This is a genomic window from Haemophilus parainfluenzae (genome assembly GCF_014931415.1).
GTDB classification, from domain to species: domain Bacteria; phylum Pseudomonadota; class Gammaproteobacteria; order Enterobacterales; family Pasteurellaceae; genus Haemophilus_D; species Haemophilus_D parainfluenzae_AF.
Map to the genome: position 1 here is coordinate 1,259,629 of NZ_CP063121.1, position 19,079 is coordinate 1,278,707.

The following is a 19,079-nucleotide window of genomic DNA, read 5'->3' on the forward strand; positions in this document are numbered from 1 at the left end:
CCTTATAAAGACGAGCGGGCCTTTCAGCCCGCACGTTGAGTTTAATGAATCAGATAATTAGCTATTTTCAGCTTCAAATTTTCTCATGAATTCAATGAGCGCTTGTACGCCTTCTAATGGCATCGCATTATAGATAGAAGCACGCATACCACCTAGCACTTTGTGACCTTTTAAGGCTTGAAGACCGGCAGCTGTCGATTCTGCAACAAATTTAGCATCAAGTTCAGGATTGCCTGTCACAAATGTGACATTCATGGTTGAACGGTTTTCTTTAGCCACTACGTTACGATAGAGTTTGCTGCTATCAATGTAATCATAAAGGGTTTGTGCTTTCACGGCATTACGTTTTGCAATTTCTTTTAAGCCGCCAATTGCTTGAATGTGTTTGAAAACCAATGAACAGAGATACCAAGCAAAGGTTGGTGGGGTATTGATCATGGAATCAGCATCACGCTGTGTTGCATAATTCCAAATTGATGGAGTGGCTTGGCGAGAATGACCAATTAAATCATCACGAATAATCACGAGTGTAATCCCTGCTGGACCAAGGTTTTTTTGCGCACCGGCATAAATGACACCAAATTTGCTAATATCAATTTCACGAGAAAGAATGTTAGATGACATATCCGCTACAAGTACGGCATTGCCCACATTTGGTACATCAAAAATTTCAACACCGCTGATGGTTTCATTTGGGCAATAGTGAACGTAATCGTATTGTTCAGCGATTTTGCTGAAATCAAGATTGGTGATGTGAGTGTGATCACCATTTTCCACAATGGTAATTTCATCAATTTCAGCAAAGTTACGCGCTTCTTTTGCTGCGGTTGCAGACCAATGTCCGCTATTTAAGTAAAGTGCTTTGCCTTTCTCACCAATTAGGTTCATTGGTAATGCCGCAAATTGACCACGAGCCCCACCTTGTAGGAATAACACATGATAGTTATCTGGAATGTGATATACCTCGCGTAGATCTTTTTCTGCTTGAGCAATCAATTCCATAAAATATTTGCCACGGTGACTGACTTCCATTACCGATACACCTTGACCAAGCCAGTTGGTTAGCTCAGCTTGTGCTTTTTGTAGAACCTCAGGAAAAATCATGGCTGGACCAGCGCTAAAATTAAAGACTTTTGACATTGTGTTTCCTTATTTTATTTTGAATGGATTCTTCATTTTTACCACTACCGACTAGGATAATCAACTAAATCAAACAGTTTTTTGATCTAATCCATCAATTTAAATTTAAGCTTTTGACGGGGACGAAAAAAAAGGCTACATTACTCCGAGTTTGTTTTTAACTTTGAGAGAGTAGATCATGGGAAATGTAAGTAAATCCTTCCAAGAAGTATTAGAATATGTGCGTTTATATCGTTTAAAAAATAAACTTAAGCGCGACATTGAAGACAACAACCGCAAAATTCGTGATAACCAAAAACGTGTCTTATTATTAGATAACTTAAATCAATATATTCGTGATGATATGAGCATTGAAGATGTTCGTGCGATTATCGAAAATATGCGTGATGACTATGAAGGCCGTGTGGATGAGTACAACATTCGCAATGCGGAACTTTCAACTTTACGCCGTGAAACGAGCAATAAGATGAAAGAACAGAAAAAAGCGCACTCGAAATTAGTCAAAGACTCATCAAATAAAATCACATTATAAACCCTCAAAATAAATGACCGTACTTTATCGAAGTGCGGTCATTTTTTATGGTATTTTTAGGATGAGCTATAAATGATTAAACATCATAGGTGCCCATTATCACAGCTTGATCCAAAATATGCCCTTGCATCGCAAAATGTAGATCATTAAAACGGAATCCCGGTTTGAGGTTTAGTTTGGTATCGAGTGCATACACAATAAGCTCGTAACGATGTAAACAGTTTGGTGGTGCCATACCACCATAGAATGAGGCTTCTTCAATATCAAATTGACCTAATTTACTCGCCCAAGTGTTTGCACCCTGTACATAATCTGTTGCGATTTGGCTTTCATTTTCTTGAATAACCATACGTTCAAGATCTGCAATGAGCCAATGAATCCACACAAAGCCACTTGCCGTAATTGCGTCTTTATCTTCTAAGACAACTGCAAAGGATTTAGTGCCTTGAGGGGCATCGTGAATTTCAAATGGAATAGAGTAGGTCGGCATACCATTTGGGCTAAATTGTGTGCCGCGTTTGCCATATTTGTCTTCAAAAGCACCATTTTGAATGGCTGAACTGGTTACAAACATTGTTTTCTCCTTAATTTCTCACGGAATACACTTTAAATTTGGTGGTTTGAGCAAGGACTTCAAACTTACCGAAATGTTGCGCTAATAAATCGGGATAGGGCAGAAATGCATTAGCAACAATACGAAGTTCACCACCGGCCGTCAAATGCCATTTTGCTTGTTGAATAAGTTCTTTCACTGCACGATAAGCAGTATCGACTCCATCGTGGAAAGGCGGGTTTGAAATGATCAGATCAAATTTCCCTTCAATATGGGAAAACACATCGCTTGCGATAACCCGGCCTTCAAGTTGATTTTCAGCAAGCGTTTGGCGAGCAGATTGAATTGCCATTGCATGAATATCGGTCATTGTGACATCCGCTTTAGGGTGATGTTTTTTGATCATGGAACCAATGACACCCGCACCACAACCAACGTCCAATACTTTGCCTTGAATAGGTGAGGTTAAAGTTGAAAGCAGAAGTGATGTGCCACTATCAAGTTCATTAGCACTAAATACACTCGGCAAGCTGTAAATACGGAGATCGCCTAATGCATCATTTTGGTAGCATTTCCAATAAGATTGAAGGTCAAAGTGCGGTTGTTTTTGTAAGGAAAAATGATATAAGCCACAACGACGCGCTGAGTCAATTTTGCCAATTTCACCATAAGGTTCAAGCAGTTTTTCAGCTGAACGGACACCGCAACGATTTTCACCGATAATCAACACTTCTTGACCCATTTTACTTTTGGCGAGTAGTTGCATCAGCTGAAAATTCACTTCTTGTTTATTTTTCGTCCAATAATAAATAATCAAATCGGCTTGCGGCTGAAATTCAACCTCAAAATTGACCGCACTTTGGGTTTTGGCATAATCAAAATACCAACTCCAAACCTGCACAGATTGGCAATGTTTTTGCAATATTTGAGGGAAATCATCATTAATGCCGCCGGCAAGAAGAATTGATTTACCGCTAAAAAGGGGAAGATGGCGTTGTAAAACTTCGCTTTCGAGAGAAATCACGCTTTAAATCCTGTGGTTTATTGGTTAAAATTACGTGTTATTCTAACAAAAGAAAACGATTTAAACGTATTTATTAAGGAATTATTTATGAAAAAAATCATCACCGCAGTCGCAATGGCAAGTTTATTGTCTGGCTGTCAATTAATCGAACAACTTCAAGGTAGCAAACAAAAAACTTCAACCTTACCAACAACAAGCTCAAAAGTTGAATTACCTGCTGCACAAGCGCAAAGCTTAGATGCGCAATTTGAGCGAATCAAAAAGGGTAACGAAGAAGTCACATTTAATGGTGAGAAATTCTATAAACAAACGAAAGCCTTTGATAAATCAGAAGATCCGCGTTTCTTAAGTGGTGCGGCAAGTGTAGATCGTAGTAATCGTAAATTTATCACTAGTGAAACCTACTACCTAAAAGATGTTTCTCACGTTCCAGCATTAACGACAAAATATCTTGATGCAAATAAAAAAGTATGTGAGTTAAAAACGATTGGTAACGCTTCAGATGTTTACTATGCTTGTGATGGTAAAGATTTCCAACGTTTTATCGCCGTGATTTATCAAGCAAAAAACATTCTTTCTTTCCGTAGCTTAAAAGCGTATCAAGAAAAACCAACAGATGCGCAAGAAAAAGCAATTGTTAAAGGTTTAAGAGATTATCCGCTAGATACTATCGCTCGTTAATCTATGGATAGACGCAATCTTCTTTTAAATGAAATGGGAATAACCCGTTGGCAGCTCTATCGCCCAGAAGTATTGCAAGGGGCGGTAGGTGTGAGTGTTTCAGAACAAGTGAAATTTATTGTGGTGGTCAATGATAATCTCTCAAGTTCACCGCTTTTTGCAGATATTCGACTTGCGCTAGAGCTCAAAAAAGAAGATTGCCTTTGCCTGAATTTCGATCAAATTCAACATATCACGTTACAACATTCTGTACGGTATTGGTTATTGGCTGAAAATGCTGATGAAATCGACCGCACTTTGCCTTATTGCCTAAATGCAGAGCGAGTTTATCGCTCTGTTGATTGGCAACAATTCCAGCAAGATAGCCAAGCTAAACGTGAGCTTTGGCAACAAATCCAACAAATTTAATCATTATGCCTTCTCTTTTTTCTATTGAAGAATGCGATATGAATCGCTTATATGAAATTGAACAAGCAGCACACCTTGTGCCTTGGTCATTAGGAACATTGAAAAATAATGTCGGCGAGCGTTATCTCAATTTGAAATTAGTGGAGAAGGAGCAAGTGCTTGGTTTTGCTATTTGCCAAACGGTATTAGATGAAGCCACATTATTTAATATTGCGATAGATCCGGTTCAACAAGGAAAGGGCTATGGTTCGTTTTTATTGCAAGGTTTAATGGATAAGCTTAAAGAGAAAGGTATTCAAACGCTTTGGCTTGAAGTGCGTGAATCGAATCCTGCTCGTTTCCTTTATGAAAAGCTGGGATTTAATGAGGTTGATATTCGTAAGAATTATTATCCGAAACCAGATGGTGGACGAGAAAATGCTGTCGTGATGGCATGTTATCTCTAGCATGAAAAAGTGCGGTCAATTTTGGCCGCACTTTGTTTATTTGAAAAGTAAGACATTACACTTCTTCTGCTGGGAAGACAAATGGATTTAATCCACTGCGTGCGAAGCCTTTTTCTTCCATTTCAATATCTAAGAAAATTGATGCTAAATCATCGGCTACCGCTTCAACATTCGGATCTTTTTCTTGGAACATGATTTTTAAGTAGCTTTGGCAATCGCCACAGGTTTCTGCACGAACAAGAGCAAGCTCTTCATTTAATGACCACATTTCAAGATTTTTGTGTTCATTGCAGTTTGTACATTGTGCGCGCACTAAATTCCACTCACTTTCACAGAGATTGCAGTGCAAATAGCGTAAACCTTGTGAAGTACCGATATGTACCACGCTCGCAACAGGGGCAGAACCACAAACAGGGCAGTAATGCAAATTGTCGATGCCTTCTTGGCGGCTGTTATGAGGAATTTGTTGCGCCAGTTGTAACCAATAAAGAGAAAGCGCAGCCCAAATAAAGACGGCTTTATCGGTGCTTACTAAGTTATATTCTTGGCTTAAAAGATGGGTCGCCATTTCCTCAAGCTCTTTCTCTGAAGCTTTTTCTAGATTTTCAATGGTAGCAACAACCTGTTCATTCGCTTTTGGTTTAATGCTATGTAAAATTTCTTTAAGGTATTCAATCCAGATGCCTGAACGTTTAAATGTTTTAGCATTTAACGGTTCGATCTCACTTAAGTTATCGAATGACTGTTTTTCTAATGGATTTTTTTCAAATACGCTTAATTGGCTTTCCACAACATCTGCAGCAAAGAGTAAATAATCAGCCAATGGATGATCTTTCGCTAATTCTCTTAAACGTTTTGCACGACGTTGATAAAGATTTTTAGGGTTCGCAAACAAAACAGGTGGAATATCGTATGAATTCTTTTTTTGTTTGATTTCGTCTGCAGATAAGATTTTGATACTCATAATAGTCTCTTAAGTATTGATAAGAAAAAGTGCGGTCATTTTAACCGCACTTTTTGATTTTAGCCATTGATACCTTTGAACAATGCTTTGGTTTTTACTTTTTTACCTTCAGCTTCATTTTCAAGGTCTTCTTCTAGCTTAGGAAGTACTTCATCACGATACCATTTCGGGTGGTGTTTTTTCGCCCAGCGAACGGTTACCCAACCCTCAACGATTCCGCGGATTGAACCTTTAATCCAGAATGCCATATACATGTGTACCAAAATACCGGTGAACAACATGAATGCACTTAAAGAGTGAAGGAAAATCGCAAAACGTAATACCGGAATAGAGAAGTAGTGCGAGAAATACTGACGCCACATAATGATACCGGTTACAAGTAAAGTGACCATCGCCAAGTTCAATGTCCAGAATAACATTTTTTGACCAAGGTTATACTTGCCGTTATCTGCAACAGCGTGCTCATTCCCTTTTAATACTTCAACAATACCTTTTAACCAACGAATATCGTTTTTCTCTGGAATGTTGTGATCCCAGTAAAGATAGCCGAGGAAAATAAAGGCAACGAACATAATGATACCGGTGAACGGGTGAATTGCTCGAGCCAGTTGCGGAGTACCTAAAATTTCAGTTAACCACGCAAAATCTGGGAAGAAGAATGCCACACCAGTGAACATTGTCATAAAGAAGCAGATTACGAGTAACCAGTGGCTAAAACGAGCAGGCGTTCTATGACGAATGATTCGAGTATCATTGCTAATCTCAATCTTACTCATCTTTGCCCCCTTTTTTATCTTCTTCTTCAAATTCATGGTGATGATCTTCTACGTCTTCTTCAACGTTTGGACCCACAGCTAAGTAGTGAGCGATTTCAGCAAGTGCTAGACCACCCATTGCTACAGCCGCTACTGGTTTCAAGACATCTTTCCAAAGGGTGACGGTGAGGTCAACTTTTGGATCTTTTGGAAGACCAGAATAAAGCTCAGGTTTATCTGCATGGTGTAATACATACATTACGTGTGTACCACCTACGCCTTCAGGGTCGTAGATACCCGCATTTTCGTAACCACGTGCTTTTAAGTCAGCAACACGTTGTTCTGCGTAGAGTTTCATCTCTTCTTTAGAACCGAAACGAATTGCACCGGTTGGACAGGTTTTCACGCAAGCCGGTTCTTGGCCCACAGAAACACGATCCACACAAAGGGTACATTTGTACACACGGTTGTCTTCTGGGTTCATACGTGGAATGTTGAACGGACAACCTGCGATACAGTAACCACAACCGATACATTTATCAGATTGGAAATCCACGATACCGTTCGCATATTGGATAATTGCGCCTGGTGCAGGACAAGCTTTTAAACAGCCTGGTTCTGAACAGTGCATACAACCATCTTTACGGATTAACCATTCTAAACGATCATTTTCTTCAACTTCGTTAAAGCGCATTACTGTCCATGCTTTTGCATTGAGATCTACTGGGTTATCGTAAATCCCCACACACTGAGCATTAACATCAGAACGTATGTCATTCCACTCTGAACAGCCCACCTGACAGGCTTTACAACCGATACAGGTGGATACGTCGATTAATTTTGCAACTTCAACTTTATGATCACGCGCTTGAGGTGCTGGTGTTAAACCAGACGTAGCGGAGACCTTGATAATGTCTTGCGATTGAACGCCTTGACCACTTCCTGCCATATTATGCCTCCGCTTTCTCAATGTTTACCAAGAATGTTTTATATTCTGGTGTTTGAGTGACTGCTTCACCCCAAGATGGTGTTAAGGTGTTGGTGGAGAAACCACGATTACCTTTACCATTTAAGGCTTTCATATTCCAGTGAATTGGAATACCCACGTGATGTACGGTACGTCCATCGACTTCTAAATCTTTCAAACGTTTTGTTACCACTGCAACGGCTTTAATGTAGCCACGGCGAGAAGTAATTTTCACCATATCACCTTTTTGGATGCCTTTTTCTGCTGCTAATTTCTCACCAATTTCCACGAATTGTTGTGGTTGAGCGATGATATTTAACGCAGATTGAGCTGTCCAACTGTGGAAGTGCTCGGTCAAACGATAAGTCGTTGCCACATAAGGGAAGTCTTTGTTTGAACCGATAAATTCACGGTCTTCTTTATAAATACGAACAGTCGGATCAGAGACGACACTTGGGTGTAGTGGGTTAGTGTCAATCGGACTCTCAATTGGTTCATAGTGCTCCGGCATAGGACCATTCGCAATTTTATCTACCGCGAATAGACGGCCAACACCTTCCGCAGACATAATAAATGGACCTGCGTCAGAACCTGGTGGTTGTGTGCCATAGTCAGCGACATCTAACCAGTTCCAGTTTTTACCGTTCCATTTGATTAATTGACGGTGTTTATCCCAAGGGTTACCATTAATATCAAGTGAAGCACGGCTATAAAGAATACGACGGTTTGCTGGCCATGCGAAGCCCCAACCTAATGTACAACCTAAACCTGATGGGTCAGAGTTGTCACGGTTTGCGGTTTGGTTACCTTTTTCAGTCCATTGACCCACATAGATCCAGTTACCTGCAGAGGTTGTACCATCATCACGTAAGTGAGCGAATCCGTTAAGTAACTGACCTTTTTTATACATGACGTTGCCATCAGCATCGAGAAGATCAGCAAGCGCGTAGCCGTTTAATTCTTTCGCTAACTCTACAGAACTTGGTGAATGTGGCTGAGCATAGTTCCAAGTCATCGCCTCGAAAGATTCGATACCACGACCACCTTCTTTTTGATAAAGATGATGCATTTCTTCACGAATCATAGAAAGAATTTCAACATCTGGTAACGCTTCACCTGGTTGGTCACAGCCTTTCCAGTGCCATTGAGCCCAACGACCAGAGTTAGCAATCGAACCATCTTCTTCTGCGAAACAGGTGGTTGGTAAACGGAATACTTCAGTTTGAATATCTGCTGGAGTTACATTGTTTGATTCACCAAAGTTTTTCCAGAACTCAGAAGATTCAGTTTGAAGCGGATCCATTACGATTAAGAACTTCAATTTACTCATACCCGCAACAGTTTTGTTTTTATTCGGTAATGAGTTTAATACGTTGAAACCTTGTAAAATCCAACCGTTCAATTTGCCATCATTCATTAACTTAACATGAGTGATAGGGTCGTATAAGCGGTCTGCTTTTGGTAAGAAATCGAAACCCCAACCATTTTCTTTGGTTGCTTTATCACCATAGAACGTTTTCATCATACTCACGAAGAATTTCGATGTATTACGATAGTAGTTCACCTGGTTTGGTACGATATCTTTTGGCGTAATCGCATTAATGTATTGTTCGTAGGACGTATCTTTATCATTCGGCAAACGCATATAACCCGGTAAAGACATCGGCAATAAGCCCATATCTGTTGTACCTTGTACGTTTGAGTGTCCACGTAATGCATTAATACCGCCACCTGGCATCCCCATATTACCTAAGAGTAATTGGATCATTGCCATTGAACGAATGTTTTGTGTACCGATTGTGTGCTCAGTAAAGCCTAACGCATATAAGTGCGTCATGGTTTTATTCGGTGCAGAGGTTTTACCAATTTCTTCACAGATTTGTAAGAAGAGTTTTTGTTTAACGCCGGTAATACGTTCAACCATTTCTGGGGTATAGCGAGAAACGTGATCTTTCAAGATATTAATCACACAGCGTGGATCTTGTAAGGTCATATCACGTTTAGCATTACCATTTTCATCAAATTGGTAATTCCATTTAGATTTATCGTAAGTGCGTTTTTCTTCATCAAAACCTACGAATAAACCATCTTCAAATTTGAAACCTTCATCAACTAAGAATGAAGCATTGGTATAGTGTTTAACGTATTCGTGTTGAATTTGATTAGTTTCCAATAAGTAACGGATCACACCCATTAAGAATGCGATATCAGAACCGGAACGAATTGGTGCATGAAGGTCAGCTACAGAAGCTGTACGGTTAAAGCGAGGGTCAACCACGATGATTTTCGCACCGTTTTTCTTCGCTTCGATCGCCCAACGGAAGCCAACAGGGTGAGCTTCAGCAGGGTTACCACCTTGAACAATAATAAGATTGGCGTTTTTGATGTCAACCCAGTTGTTTGTCATGGCACCGCGACCAAATGATGGAGCAAGACTTGCTACCGTTGGTCCGTGTCAAGTATTCGCTTGGTTACACATCGGCACTATGCCCAACATTCGCACCCATTTATGAGTAAGAAGTGCGGCCTCGTTGCTCATGGCGGAGGCGGTCATAATACCTGTGGTTGTCCAACGGTTAACTGTTTTGCCACTTGCGTCTTTTTCAACAAAGTTAGCATCACGGTCATCTTTTAATAAACGAGAAACGCGTTTGATCGCTTCTTCCCAAGAAAGACGAACCCATTTGTCAGAACCCGGTGCACGATATTCAGGGTATAAAGCACGGCTTTCACTATTCACATAGTCTAATGCGCCCGCACCTTTAGGACATAATGCCCCGCGGCTTACCGGATGATCAGGGTCACCTTCAAGGTGGAATAATTTAGAACGGGTATTGGTGCCTGTATGGCTACTTAAAGTATCGTAAGGTTTGCCTGTGCTATATAACAACATACCACAGCTCACGGCACAATATGTACAGGTGTTACGGGATTCAAACGCCCGTAATAATTTGTACTCACGTGGCGCTGCTAAAACAGATGATGGTGCAAAGCCCAACATTGCCGCAGACGTCCCCGCCATACCACCTGCACAGATCTTAAAGAACTTACGTCTAGAGACCTGCATAATCACTCCTTCATAACGGCGAACCGTTAAGATATTTCGATAGTATAAATTCGTATAGATAATTTATTTGATTTCGTTAAAATAACGTATCAACCATTAAATCGGCTATAAAAATGACCAATTTAAACAGGGATAATTTTAACTATTTTTTAACCTGAAATCTATAATCAAAACTTGTTATAATCGTTTTAAAACTTGAGCCAGATCACAAAACAAGCATTTTTTGTTAAAAAAAAGTAACATTTTAGCTACAACCATTTTATTGGGAAAAAATAATGCACTGGATAATCCAAAAAACAATCAATTTTTTTAAAAAAACACCTGAAAATCCGACCGCACTTTTCATTGAAAAACAAGATAGTCTGGCTGCGGAAGTCCCTGTTTCTCTTGTCTATAATGGTATTGCGCATACCGTCATGATGTGTTCTCCACAAGATTTAGAGGATTTTGCTTTAGGCTTTTCATTGGCAGAAGGTATTATTGAGAAAAAAGCGGATATTTATGGCATTGATGTGGTGGAAGTATGCAATGGAATCGAAGTGCAAATTGAATTATCTAGCCGCCAATTTGTGGCATTAAAAGATCATCGCCGAACATTAACAGGCAGAACAGGATGTGGCATTTGCGGCACAGAACAAATCTCACAAGTTTATAAAAAATTGCCAAAATTAGACCGCACTTTCCAATTTAATTTAAATTTATTAGATGGTTGTTTAGCACAATTACAAGCCAATCAAGCACTCGGAAAAGAAACGGGCGCGACACATGCAGCCGCCTTTTTTGATTTATCGGGTAATTTACTGGCGATTCGAGAAGATGTTGGGCGACATGTTGCACTAGATAAATTAATTGGCTGGCATGCAAAACAAAATCAACCACAAGGATTTGTGTTGGTTTCGAGCCGAGCCAGTTATGAAATGGTTCAAAAATCGGTAGCTTGTGGTATCGAGTTACTTGTTGCGATTTCTGCTGCGACAGATCTCGCCGTGAATATGGCTGAACAACACAATCTTTCCCTTATCGGCTTTGCTCGCCCAGGAAAAGCCAATATCTATGCGGGTAAAGAGCGGTTGGTTTTAGCTTAGTTTTATCTATTAAAAACAAGTGCGGTCAAAAACACCATGATTTTTAACCGCACTTTTTGTTTATTTCTTTTATTCTTTTGGCGATTTACTCTCTAAGAGCACTTCAGAAACCCAGCGTTGGGTGAGGCGTTTACCTTCTTGATCTGTACCAAATTTCATAAAATCAATATCCACGAGTTTTAATTTGCTCGCCGGCAGGAAGCCTGGCGCCGGTTCAGCATGAATATTGGTTGGAAGTTGATAAGAGTCTGATTCTCGCCACGGAATTTCTTGTGCTTCTTTGCTTAGTACAAAATCCATAAACAGCTTAGCATTATCGAGGTTTCTTGCTCCTTTGATAATACTAGCTCCACCTAAAGAATAGCCTACGCCTTCGCACGGTAAAATCCCTTCAACGGGCGCACCGTTTTTCTTCTCACGTGGGTAAACCAACATGAAACCTAAATCAATTGCTACGGTACCGTTAGCCAAATAGTTGCTCGCAAGACCTGTTTTGGTATGTTGCATGAGATTAGGTTCTAATTTTTTTAAATAATCAAAAGCTTTTTCCTCTCCCCATAATGTGGAAAAAGTGCTGATAAGTGAATAACCCGTACCAGAAACACGGGGATCGGGATATTGAATTTGTCCTTGATATTCAGGCTTTATTAGATCTGCATAACATTTTGGCGCAGGAATATTCAATTCTTTTAATTTTTTAGTATTCACTCCAATGCCTAGCTCCATTAAGTAAATCACAGAGGTGAAATTACCACGTTGCTCCATTAAAGATTTAAATTGCGGCATGATATCTTTTTGTAATGGGGAGCGATAGGATTCAAGTAAGCCTAATTCTGCAGCTTGAAGATGCGGTTCAATGGTGCCGCCAAACCAGAAATCAGCTTGTGGGTTTTCTTTTTCAGCTTTAATTTTGCCTAATACAACGCCTGTACTATTACGTACAAATTGAGCATCTACATTGTATTTTTTACTAAAGGCTTGCGTGACTTTTTCGCATACTACGTTTTGTACACTGCAATACACGGTGAGTTTGCCTTCAGCCTGTGCGTGAGACGTGTACGCGAGAGCGGTTAGAGCTGAAAGTGCGGTTAATTTTAACGTGGTTTTTATTGACATTATGTCTCCTTTTACGTCGTCAATATTTAGTAATTATTTGATATTGCTAATATAAGCGGGCAGAGGAAATTTGTAAATATTGGGATTGTTTAAACGCATAATTCCCACTATAATCCCCTGTAAATTTAACCAGATTAAAATAAGAGCAATGGATATTTCAGAATTACTTGATGGCTTGAATGATAAACAACGTGAAGCAGTGGCAGCACCGCTTGGCAATTACCTTGTGCTTGCCGGTGCTGGAAGTGGTAAAACTCGCGTACTGACTCACCGTATTGCTTGGTTGATTGCTGTAGAAAATATTTCTGAAGGTAGCATTATGGCGGTAACCTTCACCAATAAAGCCGCTGCTGAAATGCGCCATCGTATTCAAGATACCTTATCCAAACATGCTCAATCGAATCTATTTGGCATGTGGATTGGCACATTCCATAGCATTGCTCATCGATTATTACGCGCTCACCATTTAGATGTGAACTTGCCACAAGATTTCCAAATTTTAGATTCTGAAGACCAACTTCGTTTAGTAAAACGCTTGATGAAATTACACAATTATGATGATAAAGCGTTTCCACCAAAGCAAGCGTGCTGGTATATCAATAATAAAAAAGATGAAGGTTTAAGACCACAAGATATCAATGATTTTGGTGATCGTCAGGAAAAAGAGTGGATTAAGATCTACCAAATTTATCAAGATACTTGCGATCGTGCAGGTTTGGTCGATTTTGCCGAATTACTAATTCGTGCCTATGAATTATTTGCTAAAAAGCCCGTGATTTTGCAACGCTATCAACAACGTTTTCAGCATATCTTGGTGGATGAGTTCCAAGATACCAACAAAATACAATATGCCTGGATCAAAATTCTTGCCGGCAATACGGGTAAAGTGATGATTGTGGGAGATGATGACCAATCTATTTATGGATGGCGTGGTGCACAGGTCGAAAATATTCAAAAATTCCTGAAAGATTTCAAGGCTGAAACCATTCGCTTGGAGCAAAATTATCGTTCTACCGGCAATATTTTGAAAAGTGCCAACCAACTTATTTCGAATAATAGTGATCGTCTCGGTAAGAATTTATGGACCGATGGTGAAATGGGCGAGCCAGTGGGTATTTATGCGGCATTTAATGAATTAGATGAGGCAAAATTTGTGGCTTCTCAGATTCAAAACTGGGTAGATGACGGTGGAAAATTAGATGATTGTGCTGTTTTATATCGTAGTAATAGCCAATCTCGTGTCATTGAAGAAGCCTTGATTCGTTGTCAAATTCCTTATCGTATTTACGGTGGGATGCGATTCTTTGAACGCCAAGAAATTAAAGATGCGTTGGCGTATTTACGCTTAATTAATAACCGTCAAGACGATGCCGCGTTTGAACGTGTAATTAATACGCCTACACGTGGTATTGGCGATCGTACTTTAGATGTGTTACGAAATTTAACCCGAGAACGTCAAATTACTTTATGGCAAGCTGTTCAAGTAGCCACACAAGAAAATATGCTAACGGGGCGAGCTTCAACTGCATTACTGCGTTTCCAAGAGTTGATTAATTCTTTACAGGTGGATACGGCTGAAATGCCATTGTTTGCACAGACAGATTTCGTGATTAAACATTCTGGCTTATACGACATGTATAAACAAGAAAAAGGCGAAAAAGGTGAAGTGCGTATTGAAAACTTAGAGGAATTGGTGACGGCAACCCGAGAATTTATCAAACCCGATGAAGCAGAGGATATGACCGATCTTACCGCCTTTTTAACTCACGCCTCTTTAGAAGCGGGAGAAGAGCAGGCCTCCCCTCATCAATCTTGTGTAGAAATGATGACCTTACACTCAGCAAAAGGCTTGGAGTTTCCACGCGTGTTTATGGTTGGGGTGGAAGAGGGGGTATTCCCAAGTTTCCGTTCATTTGAAGAGCCCGGTCGTTTAGAAGAAGAACGTCGTCTTGCTTATGTGGGTATTACTCGAGCTAAGCAAAAACTCACCATTTGTTATGCTGAAAGTCGTCGTGTTTATACAAAAGAAGAACGTCATTTGCCTTCACGTTTTATTACAGAATTACCATCAGAATGCATTCAAGAAATCCGCTTGCGTGGAACGGTGACTCGAGCATTAAACCAAGCGAAAGTGGGAAGTTTAAACACGAGTTTGCCTGAGAATGAATGGAAAATGGGACAAAAAGTGAAACATGAAAAGTTTGGTTTTGGCACAGTGATAAACGTTGAAGGCTCAGATAATAACACCCGTTTACAAATCGCTTTTCAAGCTCAAGGTATTAAGTGGTTAATTGCCCATTTGGCAAAATTAGAAAAAGTGCGGTAGAATCGGGAGGATTTTATTGCAGCGGGCATGAATATTGATGTTTATGCTCAAGGTGCCAAGTGCGAAAGCATTCGAAGAAATGACCGCACTTTTATCATGTGGGAAGTAGATGTTTAAATTTATTTTAAAACGTATTTTAATGGTGATTCCTACCTTTATCGCCATTACTTTTGTGACTTTTGCGCTCATTCATTTTATTCCAGGCGATCCTGTGGAGATTATGATGGGAGAGCGAGGTTTAACGCCAGAAGTTCATCAACAAATGATGAAACAACTTGGTCTCGATTTACCGTTGTATCAGCAATATTTCAATTATATTAGTAATGTAATACAAGGCGATTTCGGTGAATCATTCCGCACTCAACAACCTGTTCTGAGGGAGTTTTTCACACTTTTCCCTGCTACGTTTGAATTGGCTTTCTTTGCACTATTTTGGTCATTAATTGCCGGCATTACGCTAGGAACGATTGCTGCCGTCAAGAAAGATAGCTGGATTTCTCATACCGTGACAGCTATGTCATTAACGGGTTATTCCATGCCAATTTTCTGGTGGGGATTAATTTTGATCTTATATATTTCACCTTGGTTAGATTTACCACAAGGGGGACGTTTAGAAGACAGTTTCTGGATCGATACACCAACTGGTTTTATGTTAATTGATACTTGGCTTTCAGGCGTGCCTGGCGCCTTTTGGAATGCCATTAAGTCATTGATTCTACCATCTATTGTGTTAGGTACCATTCCACTTGCGGTGATTACCCGAATGACACGTTCTTCTATGTTGGAAGTGTTAGGTGAAGATTATATTCGTACCGCAAAAGCGAAAGGCTTAAGTTATACCCGAATTGTGATTGTACATGCGCTACGTAATGCGCTTATCCCTGTTGTAACAGTGGTGGGCTTGATTGTAGGACAGTTATTATCCGGTGCAGTTTTAACCGAAACAATTTTCTCATGGCCGGGTATTGGTAAATGGATTATCGATGCGATTTCTAATCGTGATTATCCGGTCTTACAAGGCGCCGTGTTGATTATCGCTACAATTATTATTGTGGTGAATTTGACGATCGATTTACTTTATGGCGTGGTAAACCCACGTATTCGCCATCAATAAGGAGCCTTATTAATGACGGAACAAACTTTATCTATTGAAACGATTGCACCTCGCACACCGTTGCAGGAGTTTTGGTTTTATTTCAAACAAAATAAAGGGGCTGTGATTGGGCTCACTTTTATTCTTGTTGTGGCATTAATCAGTATTTTTGCCCCTTGGATTGCACCTTTCGACCCTATCGAACAAAATCGTTCAGCGCTATTGTTACCGCCAGCTTGGTATGAAGGTGGTAATTCAGCCTATTTACTGGGTACGGATGACATTGGTCGAGATATTCTTTCTCGCATTATTTATGGTACGCGCATTTCTGTTTTTGCAGGTTTCATTATAGTCATTCTATCTTGTATTTTAGGAACGAGCCTTGGCTTGCTAGCCGGCTATTATGGCGGGGCATTAGATACATTAATTGTTCGTTTTATTGACATTATGTTGGCTATCCCAAACTTGCTTTTAACCATTGTGGTGGTATCAATCTTAGAGCCCTCTTTAACCAATGCGACGTTGGCGATTGCCGTGGTTTCGATTCCAAGTTATGTGCGTTTAACACGTGCAGCGGTATTAAATGAGAAAAACAGAGATTATGTCACCTCTTCGCGTGTAGCGGGAGCAAGCGTATTACGCTTAATGTTTATTGTGATTTTACCGAATTGCCTTGCACCGCTTATCGTGCAAATGACAATGGGGATTTCTAATGCAATTTTAGAATTAGCAACCTTAGGTTTCTTAGGTATTGGTGCAAAACCACCAACACCGGAATTGGGGACCATGTTATCTGAATCACGCAGCTTTATGCAGGCAGCAAACTGGTTGGTTACGATTCCAGGTTTAGTGATTTTATCGCTTGTTTTAGCATTTAACTTAATGGGCGACGGGTTGCGTGATGCGCTCGATCCAAAATTAAAACAATAGGGGGCAGGATGGCATTATTAGATGTAAAAGAACTTTCTGTTCACTTTGGTGATGAAAAAGCACCTTTTAAAGCGGTGGATCGTATTAGCTACCAAGTTAATCAAGGCGAAGTATTAGGTATTGTCGGCGAGTCTGGCTCAGGGAAATCAGTAAGTTCCCTTGCGGTAATGGGCTTAATTGATTTTCCTGGTCGAGTTTCAGCGCAGGGCTTGGCATTTGAAGGAAAAGATCTTTTAAGCTTACCGCCAAAAGAAAAGCGGGAATTAGTTGGGGCCGATATTGCCATGATCTTCCAAGACCCAATGACAAGCTTAAATCCCGCTTATACGGTGGGTTTCCAAATTATGGAAGCCATCAAAGCGCATCAAGGCGGCAGTAAAAAAGAACGCCGTGAACGTACTTTAGAGCTATTACGTTTAGTCGGCATACCTGATCCTGAATCACGTATTGATGTCTATCCGCATCAGCTTTCTGGCGGGATGAGCCAACGCGTTATGATTGCTATGGCGATAGCTTGTAAACCGAGATTGCTGATTGCAGATGAACCAACCACTGCACTGGATGTAACCATTCAAGCACAAATTGTAGATTTGTTGCTTGAGTTACAGCAAAAAGAATGTATGTCGTTGATTCTGATTACGCACGATCTTGCGTTAGTCGCAGAGGCGGCGCATCGTATTATTGTGATGTATGCGGGACAAGTAGTAGAAGAAGGACGAGCAGAAGATATTTTCCGTGAACCAAAACATCCTTATACTCAAGCATTATTACGTTCTTTACCGGAGTTTGCAGAAGGTAAATCTCGGTTACAATCGTTGCCCGGTGTAGTGCCAGGTAAATACGATCGCCCACAAGGTTGCTTGTTAAATCCACGTTGTCCGTATGCGACCGATCTTTGTCGAACTGTTGAACCTGAATTACGTCACGTAGGAAATCGACAAGTTAAATGTCATACCCCATTAAATGCCCAAGGAGAACCAAGCAATGTCTAATGTCGCGCAAGAAAATGCACCATTGCTCAATGCTATTGGGCTGAAAAAATATTATCCTGTGAAAAAAGGAATGTTTGCGAAAACACAGCAAGTGAAAGCATTAGATGGTGTGTCTTTTTCTCTAGAACGAGGCAAAACGCTTGCCGTGGTGGGGGAGTCAGGTTGTGGGAAATCGACACTTGGTCGTCTTTTGACGATGATAGAAGAGCCGACTGAAGGTGAGTTGTATTACAACGGGCAAAATTTCTTAGAGAATGATCACGAAACGAAAGCATTGCGCCGTCAGAAAATCCAAATCGTGTTTCAAAACCCTTATGCATCACTGAACCCGCGTAAGAAAATTGGCACAATTTTGGAAGAACCTTTAGTCATTAATACCAATTTATCGGCAAAAGAGCGTAAAGAAAAAGTATTGGCCATGATGGCAAAAGTGGGACTGCGTGCAGAGTTTTATAATCGCTATCCACATATGTTTTCGGGAGGACAGCGTCAACGTATCGCGATTGCCCGTGGTTTAATGCTTGAACCTGATGTGGTTGTGGCGGATGAACCCGTTTCTGCATTAGATGTGTCCGTTCGTGCGCAAGTGCTGAATTTGATGATGGATTTGCAAGCTGAGCTTGGTTTATCTTATGTATTTATTTCCCATGATCTTTCGGTGGTTGAGCATATTGCAGATGAGGTGATGGTAATGTATTTAGGTCGTTGTGTTGAAATGGGCACAAAAGAGCAGATCTTTAATAATCCTCAGCATCCTTATACACAAGCGTTACTTTCGGCGACACCGAGATTATCGCCTGAATTACGTCGTCAGCGGATTAAATTAAAGGGCGAATTGCCAAGCCCGATTAATCCACCAAAAGGTTGTGCATTTAATCCGCGTTGTTGGAAAGCGACCGATAAATGTCGAAATGAGCAACCGAAATTGGAAAAATATCCTGATGGTAAGCTAATCGCTTGTTTCCATCTCGATTAGAAAAGAAAAAAGAAAATGACCGCA

18 protein-coding genes are annotated in these 19,079 nt (G+C 40.4%); 10 read left to right on the plus strand and 8 right to left on the minus strand.

Annotated elements, in window-relative coordinates:
- Positions 1–57: 57 nt before the first annotated feature.
- Positions 58–1,140 carry a 3-phosphoserine/phosphohydroxythreonine transaminase gene (gene serC / locus INP93_RS06255; RefSeq protein WP_197544430.1) on the minus strand — a complete coding sequence of 361 codons (1,083 nt, stop codon included), beginning with the start codon at positions 1,138–1,140 and terminating at the stop codon, positions 58–60.
- Positions 1,141–1,318: 178 nt separating this feature from the next.
- On the opposite strand from serC, the gene INP93_RS06260 reads away from it, so the two are divergent.
- The gene (locus INP93_RS06260; protein ID WP_014065125.1) at positions 1,319–1,672 is read left to right on the plus strand and encodes a DUF496 family protein; all 354 of its coding nucleotides are present in this window, start codon (positions 1,319–1,321) and stop codon (positions 1,670–1,672) included.
- A gap of 76 nt (positions 1,673–1,748) precedes the next feature.
- On the opposite strand, the gene INP93_RS06265 is transcribed toward INP93_RS06260, so the two are convergent.
- Positions 1,749–2,246 carry a YbhB/YbcL family Raf kinase inhibitor-like protein gene (locus INP93_RS06265; RefSeq protein ID WP_197544431.1) on the minus strand — a complete coding sequence of 166 codons (498 nt, stop codon included), beginning with the start codon at positions 2,244–2,246 and terminating at the stop codon, positions 1,749–1,751.
- Positions 2,247–2,256: 10 nt separating this feature from the next.
- Positions 2,257–3,249, minus strand: coding sequence for a 16S rRNA (guanine(1207)-N(2))-methyltransferase RsmC (rsmC, locus tag INP93_RS06270; protein ID WP_197544432.1), 993 nt, complete (start codon positions 3,247–3,249; stop codon positions 2,257–2,259).
- A gap of 87 nt (positions 3,250–3,336) precedes the next feature.
- Here rsmC and INP93_RS06275 point away from each other — a divergent pair, with 87 nt between their 5' ends.
- Genes INP93_RS06275 through rimI form a run of 3 tightly spaced genes read left to right on the plus strand, consistent with a single transcriptional unit; the run spans position 3,337 to position 4,784 of the window.
- Positions 3,337–3,930, plus strand: coding sequence for a hypothetical protein (locus INP93_RS06275; protein ID WP_197541873.1), 594 nt, complete (start codon positions 3,337–3,339; stop codon positions 3,928–3,930).
- 3 nt (positions 3,931–3,933) lie between these two features.
- Positions 3,934–4,338 carry a DNA polymerase III subunit psi gene (locus tag INP93_RS06280; protein WP_014065129.1) on the plus strand — a complete coding sequence of 135 codons (405 nt, stop codon included), beginning with the start codon at positions 3,934–3,936 and terminating at the stop codon, positions 4,336–4,338.
- Between the two features lie 5 nt (positions 4,339–4,343).
- Positions 4,344–4,784, plus strand: coding sequence for a ribosomal protein S18-alanine N-acetyltransferase (gene rimI / locus INP93_RS06285; RefSeq protein WP_197545321.1), 441 nt, complete (start codon positions 4,344–4,346; stop codon positions 4,782–4,784).
- Positions 4,785–4,839: 55 nt separating this feature from the next.
- On the opposite strand, the gene fdhE is transcribed toward rimI, so the two are convergent.
- Genes fdhE through fdnG form a run of 4 tightly spaced genes read right to left on the minus strand, consistent with a single transcriptional unit; the run spans position 4,840 to position 10,537 of the window.
- Positions 4,840–5,748 carry a formate dehydrogenase accessory protein FdhE gene (fdhE, locus tag INP93_RS06290; protein WP_197544433.1) on the minus strand — a complete coding sequence of 303 codons (909 nt, stop codon included), beginning with the start codon at positions 5,746–5,748 and terminating at the stop codon, positions 4,840–4,842.
- A 59-nt stretch (positions 5,749–5,807) separates the two neighbouring features.
- Positions 5,808–6,524 carry a formate dehydrogenase subunit gamma gene (locus INP93_RS06295; protein ID WP_049365400.1) on the minus strand — a complete coding sequence of 239 codons (717 nt, stop codon included), beginning with the start codon at positions 6,522–6,524 and terminating at the stop codon, positions 5,808–5,810.
- The gene (fdxH, locus tag INP93_RS06300; protein WP_005697790.1) at positions 6,517–7,452 is read right to left on the minus strand and encodes a formate dehydrogenase subunit beta; all 936 of its coding nucleotides are present in this window, start codon (positions 7,450–7,452) and stop codon (positions 6,517–6,519) included. The genes INP93_RS06295 and fdxH overlap by 8 nt, the downstream gene beginning before the upstream one ends.
- 1 nt (position 7,453) lies before the next feature.
- Positions 7,454–10,537 (minus strand): formate dehydrogenase-N subunit alpha, encoded by a 3,084-nt coding sequence (gene fdnG, locus INP93_RS06305; RefSeq protein WP_197544434.1) that lies wholly within the window; start codon positions 10,535–10,537, stop codon positions 7,454–7,456.
- 275 nt (positions 10,538–10,812) lie between these two features.
- Between fdnG and fdhD the strand changes: the two genes are divergently transcribed.
- Positions 10,813–11,622, plus strand: a complete 810-nt coding sequence (gene fdhD / locus INP93_RS06310; RefSeq protein WP_197543061.1) for a formate dehydrogenase accessory sulfurtransferase FdhD — start codon at positions 10,813–10,815, stop codon at positions 11,620–11,622.
- Between the two features lie 69 nt (positions 11,623–11,691).
- Here the strand turns inward: fdhD and INP93_RS06315 are convergent, their stop codons facing one another.
- Positions 11,692–12,738, minus strand: a complete 1,047-nt coding sequence (locus tag INP93_RS06315; RefSeq protein WP_197544435.1) for an ABC transporter substrate-binding protein — start codon at positions 12,736–12,738, stop codon at positions 11,692–11,694.
- Between the two features lie 148 nt (positions 12,739–12,886).
- On the opposite strand from INP93_RS06315, the gene uvrD reads away from it, so the two are divergent.
- The 5 genes from uvrD (at position 12,887) to INP93_RS06340 (ending at position 19,055) form a co-directional block, all read left to right on the plus strand.
- On the plus strand, positions 12,887–15,064 hold the full coding sequence (gene uvrD, locus INP93_RS06320) for a DNA helicase II (protein WP_197544436.1): 2,178 nt from the start codon (positions 12,887–12,889) through the stop codon (positions 15,062–15,064).
- Positions 15,065–15,173: 109 nt separating this feature from the next.
- Entirely contained in the window at positions 15,174–16,178 is a 1,005-nt protein-coding gene (locus tag INP93_RS06325; protein ID WP_197544437.1) for an ABC transporter permease subunit, read from the plus strand.
- Positions 16,179–16,190: 12 nt separating this feature from the next.
- Entirely contained in the window at positions 16,191–17,087 is an 897-nt protein-coding gene (locus INP93_RS06330) for an ABC transporter permease subunit (RefSeq protein WP_049370181.1), read from the plus strand.
- Between the two features lie 8 nt (positions 17,088–17,095).
- Positions 17,096–18,079 carry a dipeptide ABC transporter ATP-binding protein gene (dppD, locus tag INP93_RS06335; RefSeq protein WP_197544438.1) on the plus strand — a complete coding sequence of 328 codons (984 nt, stop codon included), beginning with the start codon at positions 17,096–17,098 and terminating at the stop codon, positions 18,077–18,079.
- Positions 18,072–19,055 carry a peptide ABC transporter ATP-binding protein gene (locus INP93_RS06340; protein WP_197544439.1) on the plus strand — a complete coding sequence of 328 codons (984 nt, stop codon included), beginning with the start codon at positions 18,072–18,074 and terminating at the stop codon, positions 19,053–19,055. The genes dppD and INP93_RS06340 overlap by 8 nt, the downstream gene beginning before the upstream one ends.
- The last annotated feature ends 24 nt before the right edge of the window (positions 19,056–19,079 follow it).

Excerpts from the sequence above, each read along its gene's own strand:
- serC (WP_197544430.1), bottom strand. The coding sequence starts at position 1,140 with ATGTCAAAAGTCTTTAATTTTAGCGCTGGTCCAGCCATGATTTTTCCT.
- INP93_RS06260 (WP_014065125.1), top strand. The coding sequence starts at position 1,319 with ATGGGAAATGTAAGTAAATCCTTCCAAGAAGTATTAGAATATGTGCGT.
- INP93_RS06265 (WP_197544431.1), bottom strand. The coding sequence starts at position 2,246 with ATGTTTGTAACCAGTTCAGCCATTCAAAATGGTGCTTTTGAAGACAAA.
- INP93_RS06275 (WP_197541873.1), top strand. The coding sequence starts at position 3,337 with ATGAAAAAAATCATCACCGCAGTCGCAATGGCAAGTTTATTGTCTGGC.
- INP93_RS06280 (WP_014065129.1), top strand. The coding sequence starts at position 3,934 with ATGGATAGACGCAATCTTCTTTTAAATGAAATGGGAATAACCCGTTGG.
- rimI (WP_197545321.1), top strand. The coding sequence starts at position 4,344 with ATGCCTTCTCTTTTTTCTATTGAAGAATGCGATATGAATCGCTTATAT.
- fdhE (WP_197544433.1), bottom strand. The coding sequence starts at position 5,748 with ATGAGTATCAAAATCTTATCTGCAGACGAAATCAAACAAAAAAAGAAT.
- INP93_RS06295 (WP_049365400.1), bottom strand. The coding sequence starts at position 6,524 with ATGAGTAAGATTGAGATTAGCAATGATACTCGAATCATTCGTCATAGA.
- fdxH (WP_005697790.1), bottom strand. The coding sequence starts at position 7,452 with ATGGCAGGAAGTGGTCAAGGCGTTCAATCGCAAGACATTATCAAGGTC.
- fdhD (WP_197543061.1), top strand. The coding sequence starts at position 10,813 with ATGCACTGGATAATCCAAAAAACAATCAATTTTTTTAAAAAAACACCT.
- INP93_RS06315 (WP_197544435.1), bottom strand. The coding sequence starts at position 12,738 with ATGTCAATAAAAACCACGTTAAAATTAACCGCACTTTCAGCTCTAACC.
- uvrD (WP_197544436.1), top strand. The coding sequence starts at position 12,887 with ATGGATATTTCAGAATTACTTGATGGCTTGAATGATAAACAACGTGAA.
- INP93_RS06325 (WP_197544437.1), top strand. The coding sequence starts at position 15,174 with ATGTTTAAATTTATTTTAAAACGTATTTTAATGGTGATTCCTACCTTT.
- INP93_RS06330 (WP_049370181.1), top strand. The coding sequence starts at position 16,191 with ATGACGGAACAAACTTTATCTATTGAAACGATTGCACCTCGCACACCG.
- dppD (WP_197544438.1), top strand. The coding sequence starts at position 17,096 with ATGGCATTATTAGATGTAAAAGAACTTTCTGTTCACTTTGGTGATGAA.
- INP93_RS06340 (WP_197544439.1), top strand. The coding sequence starts at position 18,072 with ATGTCTAATGTCGCGCAAGAAAATGCACCATTGCTCAATGCTATTGGG.